Origin of the sequence: Pseudomonas sp. GM25 (assembly GCF_000282255.1) — a bacterium.
Taxonomy (GTDB): domain Bacteria; phylum Pseudomonadota; class Gammaproteobacteria; order Pseudomonadales; family Pseudomonadaceae; genus Aquipseudomonas; species Aquipseudomonas aphyarum.
In genome coordinates this window covers 33,197-49,188 of the sequence record NZ_AKJQ01000047.1, presented here as the reverse complement: position 1 = coordinate 49,188, position 15,992 = coordinate 33,197, and the positions used below count along the sequence as shown (strand labels likewise).

Annotated in this window: 14 protein-coding genes; 8 read left to right on the top strand and 6 right to left on the bottom strand. The window is 61.6% G+C overall.

Annotation, left to right across the window (positions count from 1 at the left end; translation table 11 throughout):
• The first annotated feature begins 112 nt into the window (after window positions 1-112).
• Window positions 113-1,261 (top strand): pyridoxal phosphate-dependent aminotransferase, encoded by a 1,149-nt coding sequence (locus tag PMI24_RS18900; protein ID WP_007956674.1) that lies wholly within the window; start codon window positions 113-115, stop codon window positions 1,259-1,261.
• A complete protein-coding gene (locus tag PMI24_RS18895) occupies window positions 1,249-2,040 on the top strand; it encodes an amidohydrolase (RefSeq protein ID WP_007956673.1) in 792 nt (263 codons plus the stop codon). Before PMI24_RS18900 ends, PMI24_RS18895 begins: the two co-directional genes overlap by 13 nt.
• A gap of 68 nt (window positions 2,041-2,108) precedes the next feature.
• Here the strand turns inward: PMI24_RS18895 and leuA are convergent, their stop codons facing one another.
• The 4 genes from leuA to PMI24_RS18875 form a co-directional block, all read right to left on the bottom strand.
• A complete protein-coding gene (leuA, locus tag PMI24_RS18890) occupies window positions 2,109-3,788 on the bottom strand; it encodes a 2-isopropylmalate synthase (protein WP_007956672.1) in 1,680 nt (559 codons plus the stop codon).
• Between the two features lie 367 nt (window positions 3,789-4,155).
• On the bottom strand, window positions 4,156-4,977 hold the full coding sequence (locus PMI24_RS18885) for a peptidoglycan DD-metalloendopeptidase family protein (RefSeq protein WP_007956671.1): 822 nt from the start codon (window positions 4,975-4,977) through the stop codon (window positions 4,156-4,158).
• Between the two features lie 3 nt (window positions 4,978-4,980).
• Window positions 4,981-6,360, bottom strand: a complete 1,380-nt coding sequence (gene xseA / locus PMI24_RS18880; protein WP_007956669.1) for an exodeoxyribonuclease VII large subunit — start codon at window positions 6,358-6,360, stop codon at window positions 4,981-4,983.
• A gap of 10 nt (window positions 6,361-6,370) precedes the next feature.
• The gene (locus PMI24_RS18875; protein WP_007956667.1) at window positions 6,371-7,258 is read right to left on the bottom strand and encodes a LysR family transcriptional regulator; all 888 of its coding nucleotides are present in this window, start codon (window positions 7,256-7,258) and stop codon (window positions 6,371-6,373) included.
• A gap of 100 nt (window positions 7,259-7,358) precedes the next feature.
• Here PMI24_RS18875 and PMI24_RS18870 point away from each other — a divergent pair, with 100 nt between their 5' ends.
• The 6 genes from PMI24_RS18870 to tadA all read left to right on the top strand — a co-directional run bounded on the left by PMI24_RS18870 (window position 7,359) and on the right by tadA (window position 14,097).
• Entirely contained in the window at window positions 7,359-8,126 is a 768-nt protein-coding gene (locus tag PMI24_RS18870; protein ID WP_007956666.1) for a sulfite exporter TauE/SafE family protein, read from the top strand.
• Between the two features lie 73 nt (window positions 8,127-8,199).
• Window positions 8,200-8,748 (top strand): hypothetical protein, encoded by a 549-nt coding sequence (locus PMI24_RS18865; RefSeq protein ID WP_007956665.1) that lies wholly within the window; start codon window positions 8,200-8,202, stop codon window positions 8,746-8,748.
• Window positions 8,749-8,863: 115 nt separating this feature from the next.
• Complete coding sequence (guaB, locus tag PMI24_RS18860; RefSeq protein ID WP_007956664.1) at window positions 8,864-10,333, top strand: IMP dehydrogenase; 1,470 nt, start codon at window positions 8,864-8,866, stop codon at window positions 10,331-10,333.
• Window positions 10,334-10,432: 99 nt separating this feature from the next.
• Window positions 10,433-12,010: a glutamine-hydrolyzing GMP synthase gene (gene guaA, locus PMI24_RS18855; protein ID WP_007956663.1), complete on the top strand. Its 1,578-nt coding sequence runs from the start codon at window positions 10,433-10,435 to the stop codon at window positions 12,008-12,010.
• Window positions 12,011-12,223: 213 nt separating this feature from the next.
• Window positions 12,224-13,600 carry a multicopper oxidase family protein gene (locus PMI24_RS18850; RefSeq protein ID WP_007956662.1) on the top strand — a complete coding sequence of 459 codons (1,377 nt, stop codon included), beginning with the start codon at window positions 12,224-12,226 and terminating at the stop codon, window positions 13,598-13,600.
• Window positions 13,600-14,097: a tRNA adenosine(34) deaminase TadA gene (gene tadA, locus PMI24_RS18845; RefSeq protein ID WP_007956661.1), complete on the top strand. Its 498-nt coding sequence runs from the start codon at window positions 13,600-13,602 to the stop codon at window positions 14,095-14,097. The genes PMI24_RS18850 and tadA overlap by 1 nt, the downstream gene beginning before the upstream one ends.
• Before the next feature lie 122 nt (window positions 14,098-14,219).
• On the opposite strand, the gene cmoB is transcribed toward tadA, so the two are convergent.
• Both cmoB and cmoA read right to left on the bottom strand, forming a co-directional pair.
• Window positions 14,220-15,176 (bottom strand): tRNA 5-methoxyuridine(34)/uridine 5-oxyacetic acid(34) synthase CmoB, encoded by a 957-nt coding sequence (gene cmoB, locus PMI24_RS18840; protein ID WP_007956659.1) that lies wholly within the window; start codon window positions 15,174-15,176, stop codon window positions 14,220-14,222.
• Entirely contained in the window at window positions 15,173-15,880 is a 708-nt protein-coding gene (gene cmoA, locus PMI24_RS18835; RefSeq protein WP_218888027.1) for a carboxy-S-adenosyl-L-methionine synthase CmoA, read from the bottom strand. The genes cmoB and cmoA overlap by 4 nt, the downstream gene beginning before the upstream one ends.
• Window positions 15,881-15,992 lie beyond the last annotated feature (112 nt).

Here is a 15,992-nt window from a genome sequence, read left to right as displayed (position 1 = left end):
GCGAACAGAGAGAAGGGGCGCCGTTTGGCGCCCTTTTTTTATGGGCGCCGGATGGGCTATCCTCGGGCTCTCCCGCGCCGTCGTCAGAGCCGGGGCAGAGCAGGGAACCCCGATGATCACCAGCAAGCTGCCGAATGTCGGCATCACTATTTTCACGCAGATGTCTCAGCTCGCGGCGCAGACCGGAGCGATCAACCTTTCCCAGGGTTTTCCCGATTTCGACGGCCCGCAGGCACTGCGCGACGCGGTCGGTCGACACATCGCCAGCGGCCATAACCAGTATTCGCCCATGACCGGCCTGCCGGCGCTGCGTCAGCAGATCGCGGCAAAAATCGCCCGCAGTTATGGCGCCAACGTCGATGCCGATACCGAAGTAACCGTGACCCCGGGCGCGACCCAGGCAATCTTCTGTGCGATCCAGGCAGTTATCCACAGCGGCGACGAAGTCATCGTGTTCGACCCGGCCTACGACAGCTACGAGCCAGCAGTAGAGCTGGCCGGCGGGCGCTGCGTGCACGTGCAACTTGGGCTGAAAGATTTCTCCATCGACTTCGACAAACTCAGCGCAGCCCTGAGCCCGCGCACGCGGATGATTATCCTCAACACCCCGCATAACCCGAGCGGTGCCTTGATCAGCCGCGCCGAGCTGGATCAGTTGGCGGCGTTGATCCGTGATCGCGACATCTATGTGATCAGCGACGAAGTCTACGAGCACCTGGTGTTCGACGGCGTGCCGCACGTCAGCGTACTGGCCCATGAAGAGCTGTATCAGCGCGCCTTCGTGGTCAGCTCGTTCGGCAAGACCTATCACGTCACCGGCTGGAAAACCGGCTACGTGGTGGCGCCGCCGGCCCTGACAGCGGAGCTGCGCAAGGTGCACCAGTACGTCAGTTTCTGCGGTGTGACGCCGTTGCAGTTCGCTTTGGCCGATTACATGGCCGAGCATCCGGAACACGTCGAAGAACTGCCGGGCTTCTATCAGGCCAAGCGCGATCTGTTCTGTGATCTGCTGGCGCCGTCGCGATTCAGTTTCACCCGGGTCACCGGCACCTATTTCCAGCTGGTCGATTATTCGCAGATTCGCCCTGATTTGAACGACGTCGAAATGGCGATGTGGATGACCCGTGAGCATGGCGTTGCGAGTATTCCGGTGTCGGTGTTCTACAAGAATCCACCCGAAGGCCAGCGCCTGGTGCGCCTGTGCTTTGCCAAACGTGAGGAGACGCTGCGGGAAGCGGCGGCCAAACTATGCGTGATCTGAGTGCGTTGCCCGATCTCAATCTGGCGCTGATCCAGACCAGCCTGGCCTGGCATGATCGTCAGGCCAATCTCGAGCATTTCGACGCCTTGCTGGAGCAGGCGCGCGGTGCGGATCTGATCATCCTGCCGGAAATGTTCACCACCGGATTCTCCATGGAGTCCGAAACCCTGGCCGAAGCCGAAAACGGCCCGACCAGTAAATGGCTGCGAGCCCAGGCGGCGAAGCTGAATGCTGTCGTCACGGGCAGCGTGATCATCCAGGCCGCCGACGGCAGCCACCGCAATCGCTTGCTGTGGGCGCGGCCGGACGGTGAAGTGCTGCATTACGACAAACGCCACCTGTTCCGCATGGCCGGTGAGCACAATCACTACACCCCCGGCGAACGCCAGGTGCAGTTCGAACTCAAGGGCTGGCGGGTGCGTCCGCTGATTTGTTACGACTTGCGCTTCCCGGTGTGGAGTCGTGATGCGCAGGACACTGACCTGCTGCTGTACACCGCCAACTGGCCGGGTGCGCGACGGCAGCACTGGAACCGGTTGCTGCCGGCCCGGGCGATCGAAAACCTGTGCTATGTGGCGGCGGTCAACCGGGTCGGCACCGATGGCAAGGGTTTCGCGTATACCGGCGACAGTCAGGTGTTGGATTTCCAGGGCGAGAGTTTGCTGGCGGCGGGGGAGGCTGACGGAGTGTTCAAGGTGGTTCTGGAAGCGGCTTCGCTGGCGGCCTACCGCGAGCGGTTCCCGGCGAATCTGGACGCGGACACCTTCGAGTTCACCTGATAATCGCGATCGGAACGAAAAAGGCCCCGAGGTGCAAACCCCGGGGCCTTTTGCATTGCAGCGGTCAGTTACGCCGCTTTCGCTTCCGGCTGGCTCAGCGAGCGGTTCAGCGCGCTGAACAGGGCCTTGAAGCTGGCGGTGGTGATGTTTTCATCGATACCCACGCCATGCACCGCACGTTCGCCGTTCACACGCAGTTCGATGTAGGCCGCCGCCTTGGCGTTGGTGCCCGCGCCGATGGCGTGTTCGTTGTAGTCCATGATCTCCACCGGAATCGGCAGACCGGCCACCAGCGCTTCCAGCGCGCCGTTGCCCTTGCCGCGCCAGTGCAGGTTGGTTTCGCCCTGACCCTTGCTCGCCACTTCCACTTCGACGGCGCTGTTGCCGTTTTCTTCCTGCAGGCGATGGCTGACCAGCGCGTACGGGGTGTTGGCTTGCAGGTACTCGCTGTGCAGCAGCGCGTGGATTTGCTGCGCAGTCATCTCCAGGCCCAGGCGATCGGTTTCACGCTGCACGACCTGGCTGAATTCGATCTGCATGCGGCGTGGCAGGCTGATGCCGTATTCCTGTTCCAGCAAGTAGGCGATGCCGCCCTTGCCCGACTGGCTGTTGACGCGGATCACCGCCTCGTAGCTGCGGCCGATGTCGGCCGGGTCGATCGGCAGGTACGGTACTTCCCACAGTGCATCGGATTTCTGCTGGGCGAAGCCCTTGCGGATTGCATCCTGGTGGGAGCCGGAGAACGCGGTGTGCACCAGGTCGCCGACGTAAGGGTGACGTGGGTGAACCTGGATCTGGTTGCACTCTTCAACGACTTTGCGCACGCCGTCGATGTCGGAGAAGTCCAGTTGCGGGTCGAGGCCCTGGGTGTACATGTTCAGTGCCACGGTCACGAGGTCGACGTTGCCGGTACGCTCGCCGTTGCCGAACAGGCAGCCTTCGACGCGGTCGGCGCCGGCCATCAGGCCCAGCTCGGTGGCGGCCACGCCGGTGCCACGGTCGTTGTGGGTGTGCAGGCTGATGATCACGCTGTCACGACGGTTGATGTTGCGGTGGAACCACTCGATCTGGTCGGCGTAGACGTTCGGGGTCGCGCATTCGACGGTGGCCGGGAGGTTGAGGATGATCTTGTGCTCAGGCGTCGGGTTCCAGACCTCGATCACCGCGTCACAGACTTCCTTGGCGAATTCCAGCTCGGTGGCGCTAAAGGTTTCCGGCGAGTACTCGAAGGTCCACTCGGTGTCCGGCTGCATGGCTGCGTATTTGACGAACAGCTTGGCGGCGTTCACGGCGATGGCCTTGATCCCGTCCTTGTCCTGGTTGAAGACGATGCGGCGGAAAGAAGGGGAGGTGGCGTTGTACAGGTGAACAATCGCTTTCTTTGCTCCGCGCAGGGATTCGAAGGTGCGCTCGATCAGGTCTTCACGGCCCTGGGTCAGCACTTGAATAGTGGTGTCGTCCGGGATGTGGCCGTCTTCGATCAGGGTGCGTACGAAGTCGAAGTCGGTTTGCGAAGCGGCCGGGAACGAGGCTTCGATTTCCTTCACGCCCACTTGCACCAGGGTCTTCCAGAAGCGCAGCTTTTTCACCGCGTCCATTGGCTCGATCAACGACTGGTTGCCGTCACGCAGGTCGGAGCTGCACCAGATCGGCGCGGCATCGATGGTTTTCGACGGCCAGGTGCGATCCGGCAGGTTGATCACAGGAAACGCGCGGTATTTCGAAGACGGGTCTTTGAGCATGCTCATCGGGAAATTCCTTATTGTCTGGGCCGAAAAGAGGCGGCCTGCCGGTGGAACGAACGTTCTTGGAAAAGCGTGGGACGAGGCGCAGCGATTCAGCCCGGCAGTCGTGCGCTGACGAGGCACAGGCTGCGGTGCTGGCGAAGCTGAATGAGGGTGTGAGAGGTTTTCATGCCTTCAACCCTAACCGCGGGGGGAGAGGATGGCAAGCAGTCGAAAAAAATTGAGAGGAATACCCGGAAAGCGGTTTTTTCCGAGATTTTATTCTCTGAATCAAAGTGAATGTTTGCAGAGATTGCGCAGTCCGTTCGTCGTGCGCAATCCCTGTGGGAGCGAGCCTGCTCGCGATGAGGCCAGTCGCCTCACCCGCAAATCAAGGCTGGAAAGCCCCGATGAAAATCGCCGGATCGACCCGCGCATCGTTCAGGCTGACGTTCCAGTGCATGTGCGGCCCGGTCGCCCGACCTGTAGCGCCCACCTTGCCCACCACCGCACCGCGCGCCAGTTGCTGGCCGTTCTGCACATCAATCTTCGACATATGGCAGAACATGCTGATGAAGCCCTGGCCGTGGTCGACGAACACCGTGTTGCCATTGAAGAAGTAGTTGCCGATCAGGATCACCTTGCCCGCCGCCGGGATCTTGATCGGCGTGCCGGCCGGCACCGCGAAGTCCAGACCTGCGTGCGGATTGCGCTCTTCACCGTTGAAGAAGCGGCGCACGCCGAACTTGCTCGACAGCGGCCCGTTGACCGGTTTGTCCAGCAGCAGGTTGCTCGGGGTATTCGGGCTGAAACTGCGGTAGGCCTTGATCTGCTCGGCCAGTTCGCCCTCGATGCGCTTCAGATTCGCCGGGTTCGGATTGACCTGCTGGGTGTTCTTCAGGGTGATGTGCTGTTCCGGGTATTTCTTGTTGCCGATATTGAAGTTGAGGTTACGGCCGCCACTGCTGATCTGCTGAACGCCGGGTTTGACGGTCAACGGAACGCCGACAATCGCCAGCCAGTTGTTCTGTTCCTTGACCACCAGCACCGGTTTGCCCTGATACGTGGCTTTCGGCGCTTGCGCAGCGGTCCCAAGATCGACGACAGCCACGCCGCCCGGCACCGGTTTGTTCAGCAGGCGGGTGATGTAACTTTCGGCGTGGGCGTTGAAGGTCAGGCACAGCAACAGCAGCGGAGCAAGAAAACGCGGCATGGATCAGTCCAGTAAAGAAAGGGTGACGGGCGTCAGGTGATTGTCCTCGACGCGCACTTGCAGTTCGCCTTCGCCGAGTCTGGCCTTGAGGCGCTGGCCGGTGTGGGTCTGCGCGGCGTTGCGGATCGCGTTGCCGCGCTCATCCAGCAGAATGCTGTAGCCACGACCGAGAGTCGCCAGCGGGCTGACCACGTGCAGGGTCTGCATCTGGCTTTGCAGCTGTAAACGGCGTCGTTTCAGGCCTTCGTTCATGGCGCGTGGCAGGCGTTCAGCGAGACTGTCGAGGCGCTGGCGCAACAAGGCCAGCTGGCGTCCCGGATGTTGCCCGGCGAGGCGGGTTTCCAGACGAATCAGGCGTTCGCGACGGGTATTGAGCTGGCGCTCGAAGGCGCGGCGCATGCGCATGTCCAGATCATCCAGACGCTGTGCCTGCTGGCGCAGACGTTCGCCGGGGTGGCGCAACCGGCGGGTCATGCCTTCAAGGCGCAGGCGATCGCGCATCAGGCGGTCACGCATGCGCATCACCAGTCGGCGATGCAGGCTTTCGACTTGCCGGATCAGGTGGCTGGAATCCGGGGCAAGCAGTTCGGCAGCAGCGGACGGCGTCGGTGCGCGCACGTCCGCCACGAAGTCGCTGATCGACACATCGGTTTCATGGCCGACTGCGCTGACGATCGGCGTGACGCAGGCATCCACCGCCCGGGCCACTGCCTCTTCGTTGAAGCACCAGAGGTCTTCCAGCGAGCCGCCGCCGCGAGCCAGGATCAGCGCGTCGAAACCGCGGGCATCCGCCAGTTTCAGGGCGCGGACGATCTGTGCGGTGGCTTCGCGGCCCTGAACGGCGGTCGGGATCAACGTCAGTTGCACCTGCGGCGCGCGGCGGCGGAACACGCTGATGATGTCGCGGATCACCGCGCCGGTCGGCGAACTGATGATGCCGATGCGCTGCGGGTGTGCCGGCAGCGGCACCTTGCGCTCGGCACTGAACAGGCCTTCGGCGCTGAGCTTTTCCTTTAACGCATCGAAGGCCAGACGCAGCGCACCGTCACCGGCCGGCTCCACGGTGTCGAGGATCAGCTGATAGTCGCCACGCCCTTCGAACAGCGAGACCTTGCCGCGCACTTTGACCGCCAGACCATCCTTCAGCGCCTGACGCACCCGCGCGGCGTTCTGGCGAAACAGTGCGCAACGCACCTGCGCGCCGCTGTCCTTGAGCGTGAAATACACGTGGCCGGACGCCGGGCGGGCGAGGTTGGAGATTTCGCCTTCGACCCAGATGTTGCTGAACACGTCTTCGAGCAACACCCGCGCGCGGCCGTTGAGCTGGCTGACGGTCAGGACTTCGCGGTCGAGGCCGAGTCTTGCAAAGGGATCTTTAATCATGGGGCGCAGTTTAAAGGCATTCGCCGGTGAATGTCTGGAGGAAGTGTTGCACCAGAGGTGTGGGATTTTGCCGAGATGCGAGGGCGACAGTGCTCTGGCAATCGCCGGTCAGCGGCAGAAATCTCACACCGGCGGGCGCGATGTCCTGCATTGATTCCGGCAGCAGAGCGATGCCGAATCCGGCCTGGATCAACTGCAATTGCGTGGTCTTGCGCGACATCACTCGTGCAGCCCGGGGGAAGAAACCGTGCCGCATGCACAGGTCCGCGCACAAATAACTCAGCCCGCCGCGCTGTGGGTGCGGGATGGAGATGAAGGCTTCGTCCTTCAATTGCGCCAGATCGACGGCCTCCGCCGACGCCAGTCGATGATCCGCCGGCACGGCAAGCAGCAAGCGTTCGGTGTACAGCGGTACAACTTGAACACCTTCGCGCTGGCGCAGCACCGGCAGACGCAGCAAACCGATGTCGAGCCGGCCCTCGGCCAGTTCTTCAAGTTGCGCCTCCGAGGAGAGCGTGCCGATGTCCAGCGAAACGCCGGGTTGTTGCTCCAGATATGCGCTTATGTCGCGCAACAGTCGGCCGCTGATCGGCACGGTGCTGGAGTGACACAGGCGCAAGGTGCCGCGCTGGCCCTGGCCGATTTCCGTGGCCAGGGTGCTGGCCTTGTTCAATTCGTTGAGCAGGTTTCTCGCCCGGGGCAGGAACGCTTCGCCAGCGGCGGTGAGCCGGGGCTGGCGCGCGGTGCGTTCGAACAGCGGCGTTTGCAGGCGGGTTTCCATGTCCTTGATCTGCCGGCTCAGCGCCGACTGGGCAATGAACAGCCGTTCAGCCGCGGCACTGAAGCTGCCGCTCTCGGCGATTTCCACAAAGTAGCGCAATTGACGGGTTGAAAGCACGAGGTATGCCTTTTCGAGATGACTTGGCGGTTTCGAAGATATTAGTCGCAACCCTCGACGCTGGCTAAAGTCATCGCAGACTTATAAAGGAAGCGAGCGAATGAGCGTGGCGGGGTTGTTGAGCGAATGGTCGTGGGGCGCGCAGGGCTGGGTGGTGATCGGACTGGCCATCGCGCTGGCCTACATCGTGTTCGGGATTGCCGGTTTCGGTACGGCGCTGGTGGCCGGGCCGATTCTGATTCTGTTCATGCCGCTGTCGAAGATCGTGCCGTTGCTGGTGCTGCTGGATTTCGTCGCGGCGTTCGGCAACTTTCTGCCGTCGCGGCGCGACGTGGCGAAACCGGAGTTGCTGCGGCTGCTGCCGTGCATGGCGGTGGGCTGCACGCTGGGGGTGATTTTCCTGCTTAATCTCAAGTCCGATCTTTTGCTGTTGTTGATGGGGTTGTTCATCAGTGCCTATGCGATCTACAGCTTGTGGATCAAGGCGCGGCCGGCGCAGTTGTCTGCCGGGTGGGCTTTGCCGATGGGCACGGTGGGCGGGCTGTTCGGCGCGCTGTTCGGCAGTGGCGGCTTCCTTTATGCGATCTACCTCAACAGCCGATTGCCCAAAGACGCAGCCCGGGCCACGCAAAGTGCGCTGATCAGTTGCAGCACGGTGGTGCGTTTGAGCCTGTTCGCCATCGCCGGGGTGTATGCCGAGCTACCCTTGTTGATGCTTGCACTGTGCCTGTTGCCGGCGATGGCGCTGGGCTTGTGGGTCGGACGGCGCTTGACCATGCGCCTGTCCCGCGAGGCCTTCGTGCGGCTGGTGACCTGGCTGGTGCTGGCGAGCGGGATTGCGCTGATCGGCCGCTATTTAAGCACTTGACCGGATTTTGTCAGGGATTAAGCTGCCGGCCGCGTTCGTCGCAGAACATCCTTTGACGCAGCAGGCTTGCACCATGAATTCCCAAAGCATCATCGTCCCGAAAATCTCCAACCTGCCGGTGCACGAGCCCCGGGCCCGGGCGATCCTGCGCTGGCTGGTGCGCAAGAACATCGTCAAGGAAGAGCTGAGCACCTGCGGACGTACCGGCAATCGCATGGCCTACGCCATCGCCGATGGTGCTCGCACCGTGGTGTTGCACCCCGAGGCGCTGCCGTTCGGTGAGCCGATCAATGGGCTGGAAGTCATCACCAAGCGCTGCATCTACACCCCGGCCAAAGGTTTTCTCGAAGAAGCCGGGTGCGCCGAGTGCCGCCAGGAGATCGGCGAAGCGCTGTTCGAAAGCCTGGAAGACTGGATGCCGGGCCGCACCGACAACTTCACCTGTCCTGAATGCGGACACGAAGACGACATCAACGGTTTTCTGTATTTGCAGGAATGCGGTTTTTCCAACCTCGGTTTCATCTTCAACAACTGGCTGGAGGCGGGCTTCAAACAGAGTTTCATCGACGAATTCGCCGACTGGCTGGATCAGCCGGTGAGCTGGGTCAAGGTCGAGTTGTAAGGGGCGTTTTTCCCGTACATCAGCAACATTGATATAAGACAAGTTTTACATTGAGCCCGGTAGGGTGTCTGAGTATAATGGCGCGCTTCCATTTTCCCGCTCGGGAGCCCCCGCGATGCTGCGTATCAGCCAAGAAGCTCTGACCTTCGACGACATTCTTTTAGTGCCTGGTTATTCCGAGGTGCTTCCTAACGAAGTCAGTCTGAAGACCCGCCTTACCCGTGGCATCGAGCTGAACATTCCTCTGGTTTCTGCCGCCATGGACACCGTCACCGAAGCCCGTCTGGCAATTGCCATGGCTCAGGAAGGTGGCATCGGCATTATCCACAAGAACATGACCATCGAGCAGCAAGCTGCCGAAGTTCGCAAGGTCAAGAAGTTCGAAGCCGGTGTGGTCAAGGACCCAATCACCATCGAGGCTGACGCCACGGTTCGTGATCTGTTCGAACTGACCCGCATGCACAATATTTCCGGCGTTCCGGTCCTGCACGATGGCGACCTGGTCGGCATTGTCACTTCCCGTGACGTGCGTTTCGAAACCCGTCTGGACGCCACCGTTCGTGAAGTGATGACGCCGAAAGAGCGTCTGGTCACGGTTCGCGAAGGCGCCAACAAGAACGAAGTCCGCGAGCTGCTGCACAAGCACCGCCTGGAAAAAGTCCTGATCGTCGACGACAAGTTTGCCCTCAAAGGCATGATGACCGTCAAAGACATCGAAAAAGCCAAGGCCTACCCGCTGGCCAGCAAGGACGACCAAGGTCGTCTGCGCGTCGGCGCTGCGGTCGGTACCGGTAAAGACACCGGTGACCGCGTTGCAGCCCTGGTCAATGCCGGTGTGGACGTGGTGGTGGTCGACACCGCTCACGGTCACTCCAAAGGCGTGATCGACCGCGTTCGCTGGGTCAAAGAGAACTTCCCTGAAGTGCAGGTGATCGGCGGCAACATCGCCACCGGCGCAGCCGCCAAGGCCCTGGCCGAAGCTGGCGCCGACGCGGTCAAGGTCGGTATCGGCCCTGGCTCGATCTGCACCACCCGTATCGTCGCCGGTGTCGGCGTTCCGCAAATCAGTGCCATCGCCAACGTTGCCGCTGCCCTCGAAGGCACTGGCGTTCCGTTGATCGCCGACGGCGGCATCCGTTTCTCCGGTGACCTGTCCAAGGCCATCGTGGCCGGTGCTTCCTGCGTGATGATGGGCTCGATGTTCGCCGGTACCGAAGAAGCGCCGGGCGAGATCGAACTGTTCCAGGGCCGTTCGTACAAGGCTTATCGCGGCATGGGTTCGCTGGGCGCCATGTCCCAGGCTCAAGGTTCCTCCGACCGTTACTTCCAGGACTCCTCGGCAGGCGCCGAGAAACTGGTTCCGGAAGGCATCGAAGGCCGTGTTCCTTACAAGGGCACCCTGAGCGCGATCATTCACCAGTTGATGGGCGGTCTGCGTTCCTCGATGGGTTATACAGGCAGCGCCAACATCGAAGAAATGCGCACCAAGCCTGAGTTCGTGCGGATCACCGGTGCCGGCATGGCCGAATCCCACGTTCACGACGTGCAGATCACCAAGGAAGCGCCAAACTACCGCGTAGGTTGAGGCTTCAAGCAAAACGTTAAATGACCGGGGCTGTTTTATTCAGCCCCGAGTCGTTTCTGAATCAAGACTGTTTCTGAATTACTTAGACGAGACTGAATCATGGCCCTCGACATTCACGCTCACCGCATCCTGATCCTCGACTTCGGTTCGCAATACACCCAACTGATCGCCCGCCGCGTGCGCGAGATCGGTGTGTACTGCGAACTGCACCCGTTCGACATGGACGAGGATGCGATCCGCGAATTTGCGCCAAAAGGCGTGATCCTCGCCGGCGGTCCCGAGTCCGTGCACGAAGCCAACAGCCCGCGCTGCCCGCAAGCGGTGTTCGACCTGGGCGTACCGGTCTTCGGTATCTGCTACGGCATGCAGACCATGGCCGAGCAACTGGGCGGCAAGGTTGAAGGCTCCGAACTGCGTGAGTTCGGTTATGCCCGCGTTGACGTGGTCGGCAAGAGCCGTCTGCTCGACGGCATCGAAGACCACATCGACGCCGACGGCCTGTTCGGCCTCGACGTGTGGATGAGCCACGGTGACAAGGTCACCAAAATGCCGGAAGACTTCCACATCCTGGCCAGCACCCCGAGCTGCCCGATCGCCGGCATGTTCAACGACGAGCGCGCTTACTACGGCGTGCAGTTCCACCCGGAAGTGACCCACACCAAGCAGGGCGGTCGCATCCTGTCGCGTTTCGTTCTCGACATCTGCGGCTGTGAAGCCCTGTGGACTCCGTCCAAGATCGCCGAAGACGCCATCGCCAACATCCGCGCACAGGTCGGTACCGACAACGTGCTGCTGGGTCTGTCCGGCGGTGTGGACTCCTCGGTGGTTGCGGCACTGCTGCACAAGGCCATCGGTGATCAGCTGACCTGCGTCTTCGTCGACAACGGCCTGCTGCGTCTGCACGAAGGCGAGCAGGTTATGGCCATGTTCGCCGAGAACATGGGCGTCAAGGTGATCCGCGCCAACGCTGAAGACCAGTTCCTGAACAACCTGGCCGGCGAAGCCGACCCAGAGAAGAAGCGCAAGATCATCGGTCGCACCTTCATCGACGTATTCGATGCCCAGTCGAACAAACTGGAAAACATCAAGTACCTGGCTCAGGGCACCATCTACCCGGACGTGATCGAGTCGGCTGGCGCGAAAAGCGGCAAGGCCCACGTGATCAAGTCGCACCACAACGTGGGCGGCCTGCCGGAAGAGATGAACCTGAAACTGGTCGAGCCACTGCGCGAACTGTTCAAGGACGAAGTCCGTCGTCTGGGCCTGGAACTGGGCCTGCCGTACGACATGGTCTACCGTCACCCGTTCCCGGGCCCGGGCCTGGGCGTGCGGATCCTCGGCGAAGTGAAGAAGGAATACGCCGACCTGCTGCGTCGCGCCGACCACATCTTCATCGAAGAACTGCGCAAGGCCGACTGGTACCACAAGGTCAGCCAGGCCTTCGTAGTGTTCCAGCCAGTGAAATCGGTTGGCGTGGTCGGCGATGGCCGTCGTTACGCCTGGGTCGTGGCCCTGCGTGCCGTGGAAACCATCGACTTCATGACCGCACGTTGGGCACACCTGCCTTACGAACTGCTGGAAACCGTCTCCGGCCGCATCATCAATGAAATCGAAGGCATCTCCCGCGTCACTTACGACGTGTCGAGCAAGCCGCCGGCGACCATTGAGTGGGAGTGATCCCGCGCAAGCCGTGATGGCTTGAATGCTGGATAAAAAAGCCGTGTGAACGTGAGTTCACACGGCTTTTTGCTTTTATGTCGTTCCTCGGGTTTATGCCCCTGCGGCCTGTGGTCACGGCCGCTTTACTGTTTCTTTCTCATTTGCAGGTGTATCGTATTCGCCCTTTACGGGCCTGCGGGCCCGCCGCAGATACGTGAGGTAGTTGAGTTCATGTCCTTTACCCGTCGCCAAATCCTCGGTGGCCTGGCCGGTCTTGTTGTCGTTGGCGTAGGAGCGGGGGGCGCGTCGCGTTACTGGCTGGGCAAGATGGCGGATGCCGATGCGGGGCATGACTACGAGCTGATCGCTGCGCCACTGGACGTCGAGTTGGTGCCAGGGCACAAAACTGAGGCCTGGGCATTTGGCCCGTCGGCGCCGGGCACTGAATTGCGCGTGCGTCAGGGCGAATGGCTGCGGGTGCGGTTCATCAACCATCTGCCGGTCGCGACGACCATTCACTGGCACGGCATTCGCCTGCCGCTGGAGATGGACGGCGTGCCGTACGTGTCGCAATTGCCGGTGCTGCCGGGTGAATATTTCGATTACAAATTCCGTGTGCCGGACGCGGGCAGCTACTGGTATCACCCGCACGTCAGCAGCAGCGAAGAACTTGGTCGCGGGCTGGTCGGGCCATTGATTGTCGAGGAGCGCGAGCCGACCGGGTTCAAGTACGAGAAGACCCTGAGCCTGAAGAACTGGCACATCGACGACGAGGGCAACTTCGTCGAGTTCAGCATTCCGCGCGAAGCGGCCCGTGGCGGTACGGCGGGGCGGCTGTCGACCATCAACGGCGTACCTGCGCCGGTGATCGAGTTGCCGGCGGGGCAGATCACCCGCGTACGCCTGCTCAACCTCGACAACACCCTGACCTATCGCATCAACATTCCCGGCGTCGAAGCGCAGATCTATGCGCTGGACGGCAACCCGGTCGAGCCGCGCCCCTTGGGCAAGGAATACTGGCTCGGCCCGGGCATGCGCATCTGCCTGGCGATCAAGGCGCCGCCGGCCGGTGAGGAACTGTCGCTGCGCAACGGCCCGGTTCGCCTCGGCACCCTGCGCTCAGTGGCCAACAATGACGTGCCGACCGACTGGCCGAAAGCACTGCCGGCCAACCCGGTGGCCGAGCCGGACCTGGCCAATGCCGAGAAACTCAACTTCAATTTCGAATGGGTCGGTTCGGTGTCGGTGAATGTCGACAACGGCAAGCCGCCGAGTCTGTGGCAGATCAACGGCAAGGCCTGGGACATTACCGACAAGACCTGCGCTGATCGGCCGATCGCCAGCCTGAAACTGGGCCAGAGTTATATCTTCGAACTGAAGAACATGACCCAGTATCAGCACCCGATCCACCTGCACGGCATGAGCTTCAAGGTGATTGCGTCGAACCGGCACAAGATCGTGCCGTACTTCACCGACACCTACCTGCTGGGCAAGAACGAGCGCGCGCAAGTGGCGCTGGTGGCGGATAACCCGGGGGTGTGGATGTTCCACTGCCACGTGATCGACCACATGGAAACCGGCCTGATGGCCGCCATCGAGGTGAAGTGATGCGCCAGATTCGCCCCGCGGCGATCATCGACCGCAGCCGTGATCGCGACTTCATGCGCGAGGCGCTGGAGCTGGCGGCGCAAGGTGCAGCACTCGGTGAAGTGCCGGTAGGCGCGGTGCTGGTGCAGGATGGCGAGATTATCGGTCGTGGCTTCAACTGCCCGATCAGCGCCAGTGACCCGAGTGCTCATGCGGAAATGGTCGCGATCCGCGCCGCCGCTCAGGCTGTGAGCAACTATCGACTGCCGGGCAGCACGCTCTACGTGACGCTGGAACCGTGCAGCATGTGCGCCGGGCTGATCGTGCACTCGCGGATCACCCGTGTGGTGTACGGTGCGCTGGAGCCCAAGGCCGGGATTGTGCAGAGTCAGGGGCAGTTCTTCACTCAGGGCTTTCTCAACCATCGAGTGTTGTATGAAGGTGGGGTGTTGGCGGAGGAGTGCGGGGCGGTGTTGACTGAGTTCTTCAGGGCGCGGCGCGCGAAACCCGCAGACTGAACACAAAACCAATGTGGGAGCGAGCCTGCTAGCGATAGCGGTCTGACATTCAATACTTCGTTGGCTGGCAGATCCAATCGCGAGCAGGCTCGCTCCCACAGGTTTTTTGGTGTTTGGAAGATTTACTTCTTCGCGACAATCACCGCCCGCATCGGCGCCGGCAACCCTTCGATCGTCTTGCTGTGATCTTCAGGATCAAGGAAATCGCTCAACGACTGATACTTCATCCACTCAGTCCCGCGCTGCTCTTCAACAGTGGTAGTGCTCACGTCCACGCACTTCACATCCGTGAAACCCGCACGACGCAGCCACAACTCCAGCGCCGGCACCGACGGCAAGAACCACACATTACGCATCTGCGCATAACGGTCTTCCGGCACCAGCACCTGATGCTTGTCACCTTCGACCACCAGCGTCTCCAGCACCAGTTCGCCCCCCTTCACCAGGCAATCCTTCAGCGCCAGCAAATGCTCGATCGGCGAGCGACGGTGATAGAACACACCCATGGAAAACACGGTGTCGAAGCCTTCCAGATTCGGCGGCAGGTCTTCGAACGGGAACGGCAGGTGCCAGGCATTCGGCTCTGACAGATAACGCTGCACCGCCTGGAACTGGCAGAAGAACAGCCAGTTCGGATCGACGCCGATCACACTGTCGGCACCGGCGCCGAGCATGCGCCACATGTAGTAGCCGTTGCCGCAACCGACATCGAGGATGCGTTTGCCCTTCAGATCCAGATGCGGGGCGACCCGCGACCACTTCCAGTCCGAGCGCCATTCGGTGTCGACGTGCACCCCGAACAGATCGAACGGCCCCTTGCGCCACGGCGACAGGCCCATCAGGGCAGTACGCATTTGTGCGCGGGTTTCGTCGTCGCAATCGGTATCGAGTTTCAGGCCGTCGAGCAGGTCGACTTCGGTCGGCTGGATCTTCGGCAGGGCGTCCAGCGCACTTTGCCAGCGCTCCAGATCGCCGTGGCCTTTCTCCATTTTCTTGTCGAGCTGCACTTGCAGGGTGTTGGCCCATTCGGCCAGCGGCGTGCCGGCCAGACGGCGGGCGAGGGGGGACAGATCAATCATGGCAAGGCAATCAACGAGGCAAAGTTAAGACACTGGAACCACGGCACGACTTTCGAGAACCCGGCGGCCAGCAGGCGCTCGCGGTGTTCTTCGAGGCTGTCGGGCTTCATGACGTTTTCGATGGCGCTGCGCTTCTGGGCGATTTCCAGTTCGCTGTAGCCGTTGGCGCGTTTGAACGCGACGTGCAGATCGGTCAGCAGCGCGTGTTCTTCGGCATCGTTGAAACGCAGCTTCTCCGACAGAATCAGCGCGCCGCCCGGCAGCAACGATTGGCGAATACGCGACAGCAACGCCGTGCGCTGGTCCGGGGCGATGAATTGCAGGGTGAAGTTCAGCGCCACCACCGAAGCCGGTTTGAAATCGAGGGCGAGGATATCGCCTTCGATCACCTCGACTGGCAGCAACTCCTGGAACATCGAATCCTGACCGTTGAGGTACTCGCGGCAGCGCTCGACCATCGCCGCCGAATTATCCACCGCGATCACCCGGCAACCGTCGGTACGCACGTGACGGCGCAGGGCCTGTGTCACCGCACCGAGCGAAGCTCCGAGGTCGTAGAGCACGCTGTTCGGCTGGGCGAACTGCGCCGCAAGCACGCCGAGGTTCTCGACGATGGTCGGGTAACCCGGCACCGAACGCTTGATCATGTCCGGGAACACCCGCACCACGTCTTCGTTGAAGGCGAAGTCGGGCACCTGGGCCATCGGCTGGGCGAAAATGCGATCGGGTTCTTTGCTCACGGCGGTTCCGGCGGTGTCGATGAAAAGGCCGGCATTTTAGCCAAACTGGCGCGCAGATGCTTGTATTGCTGATAGA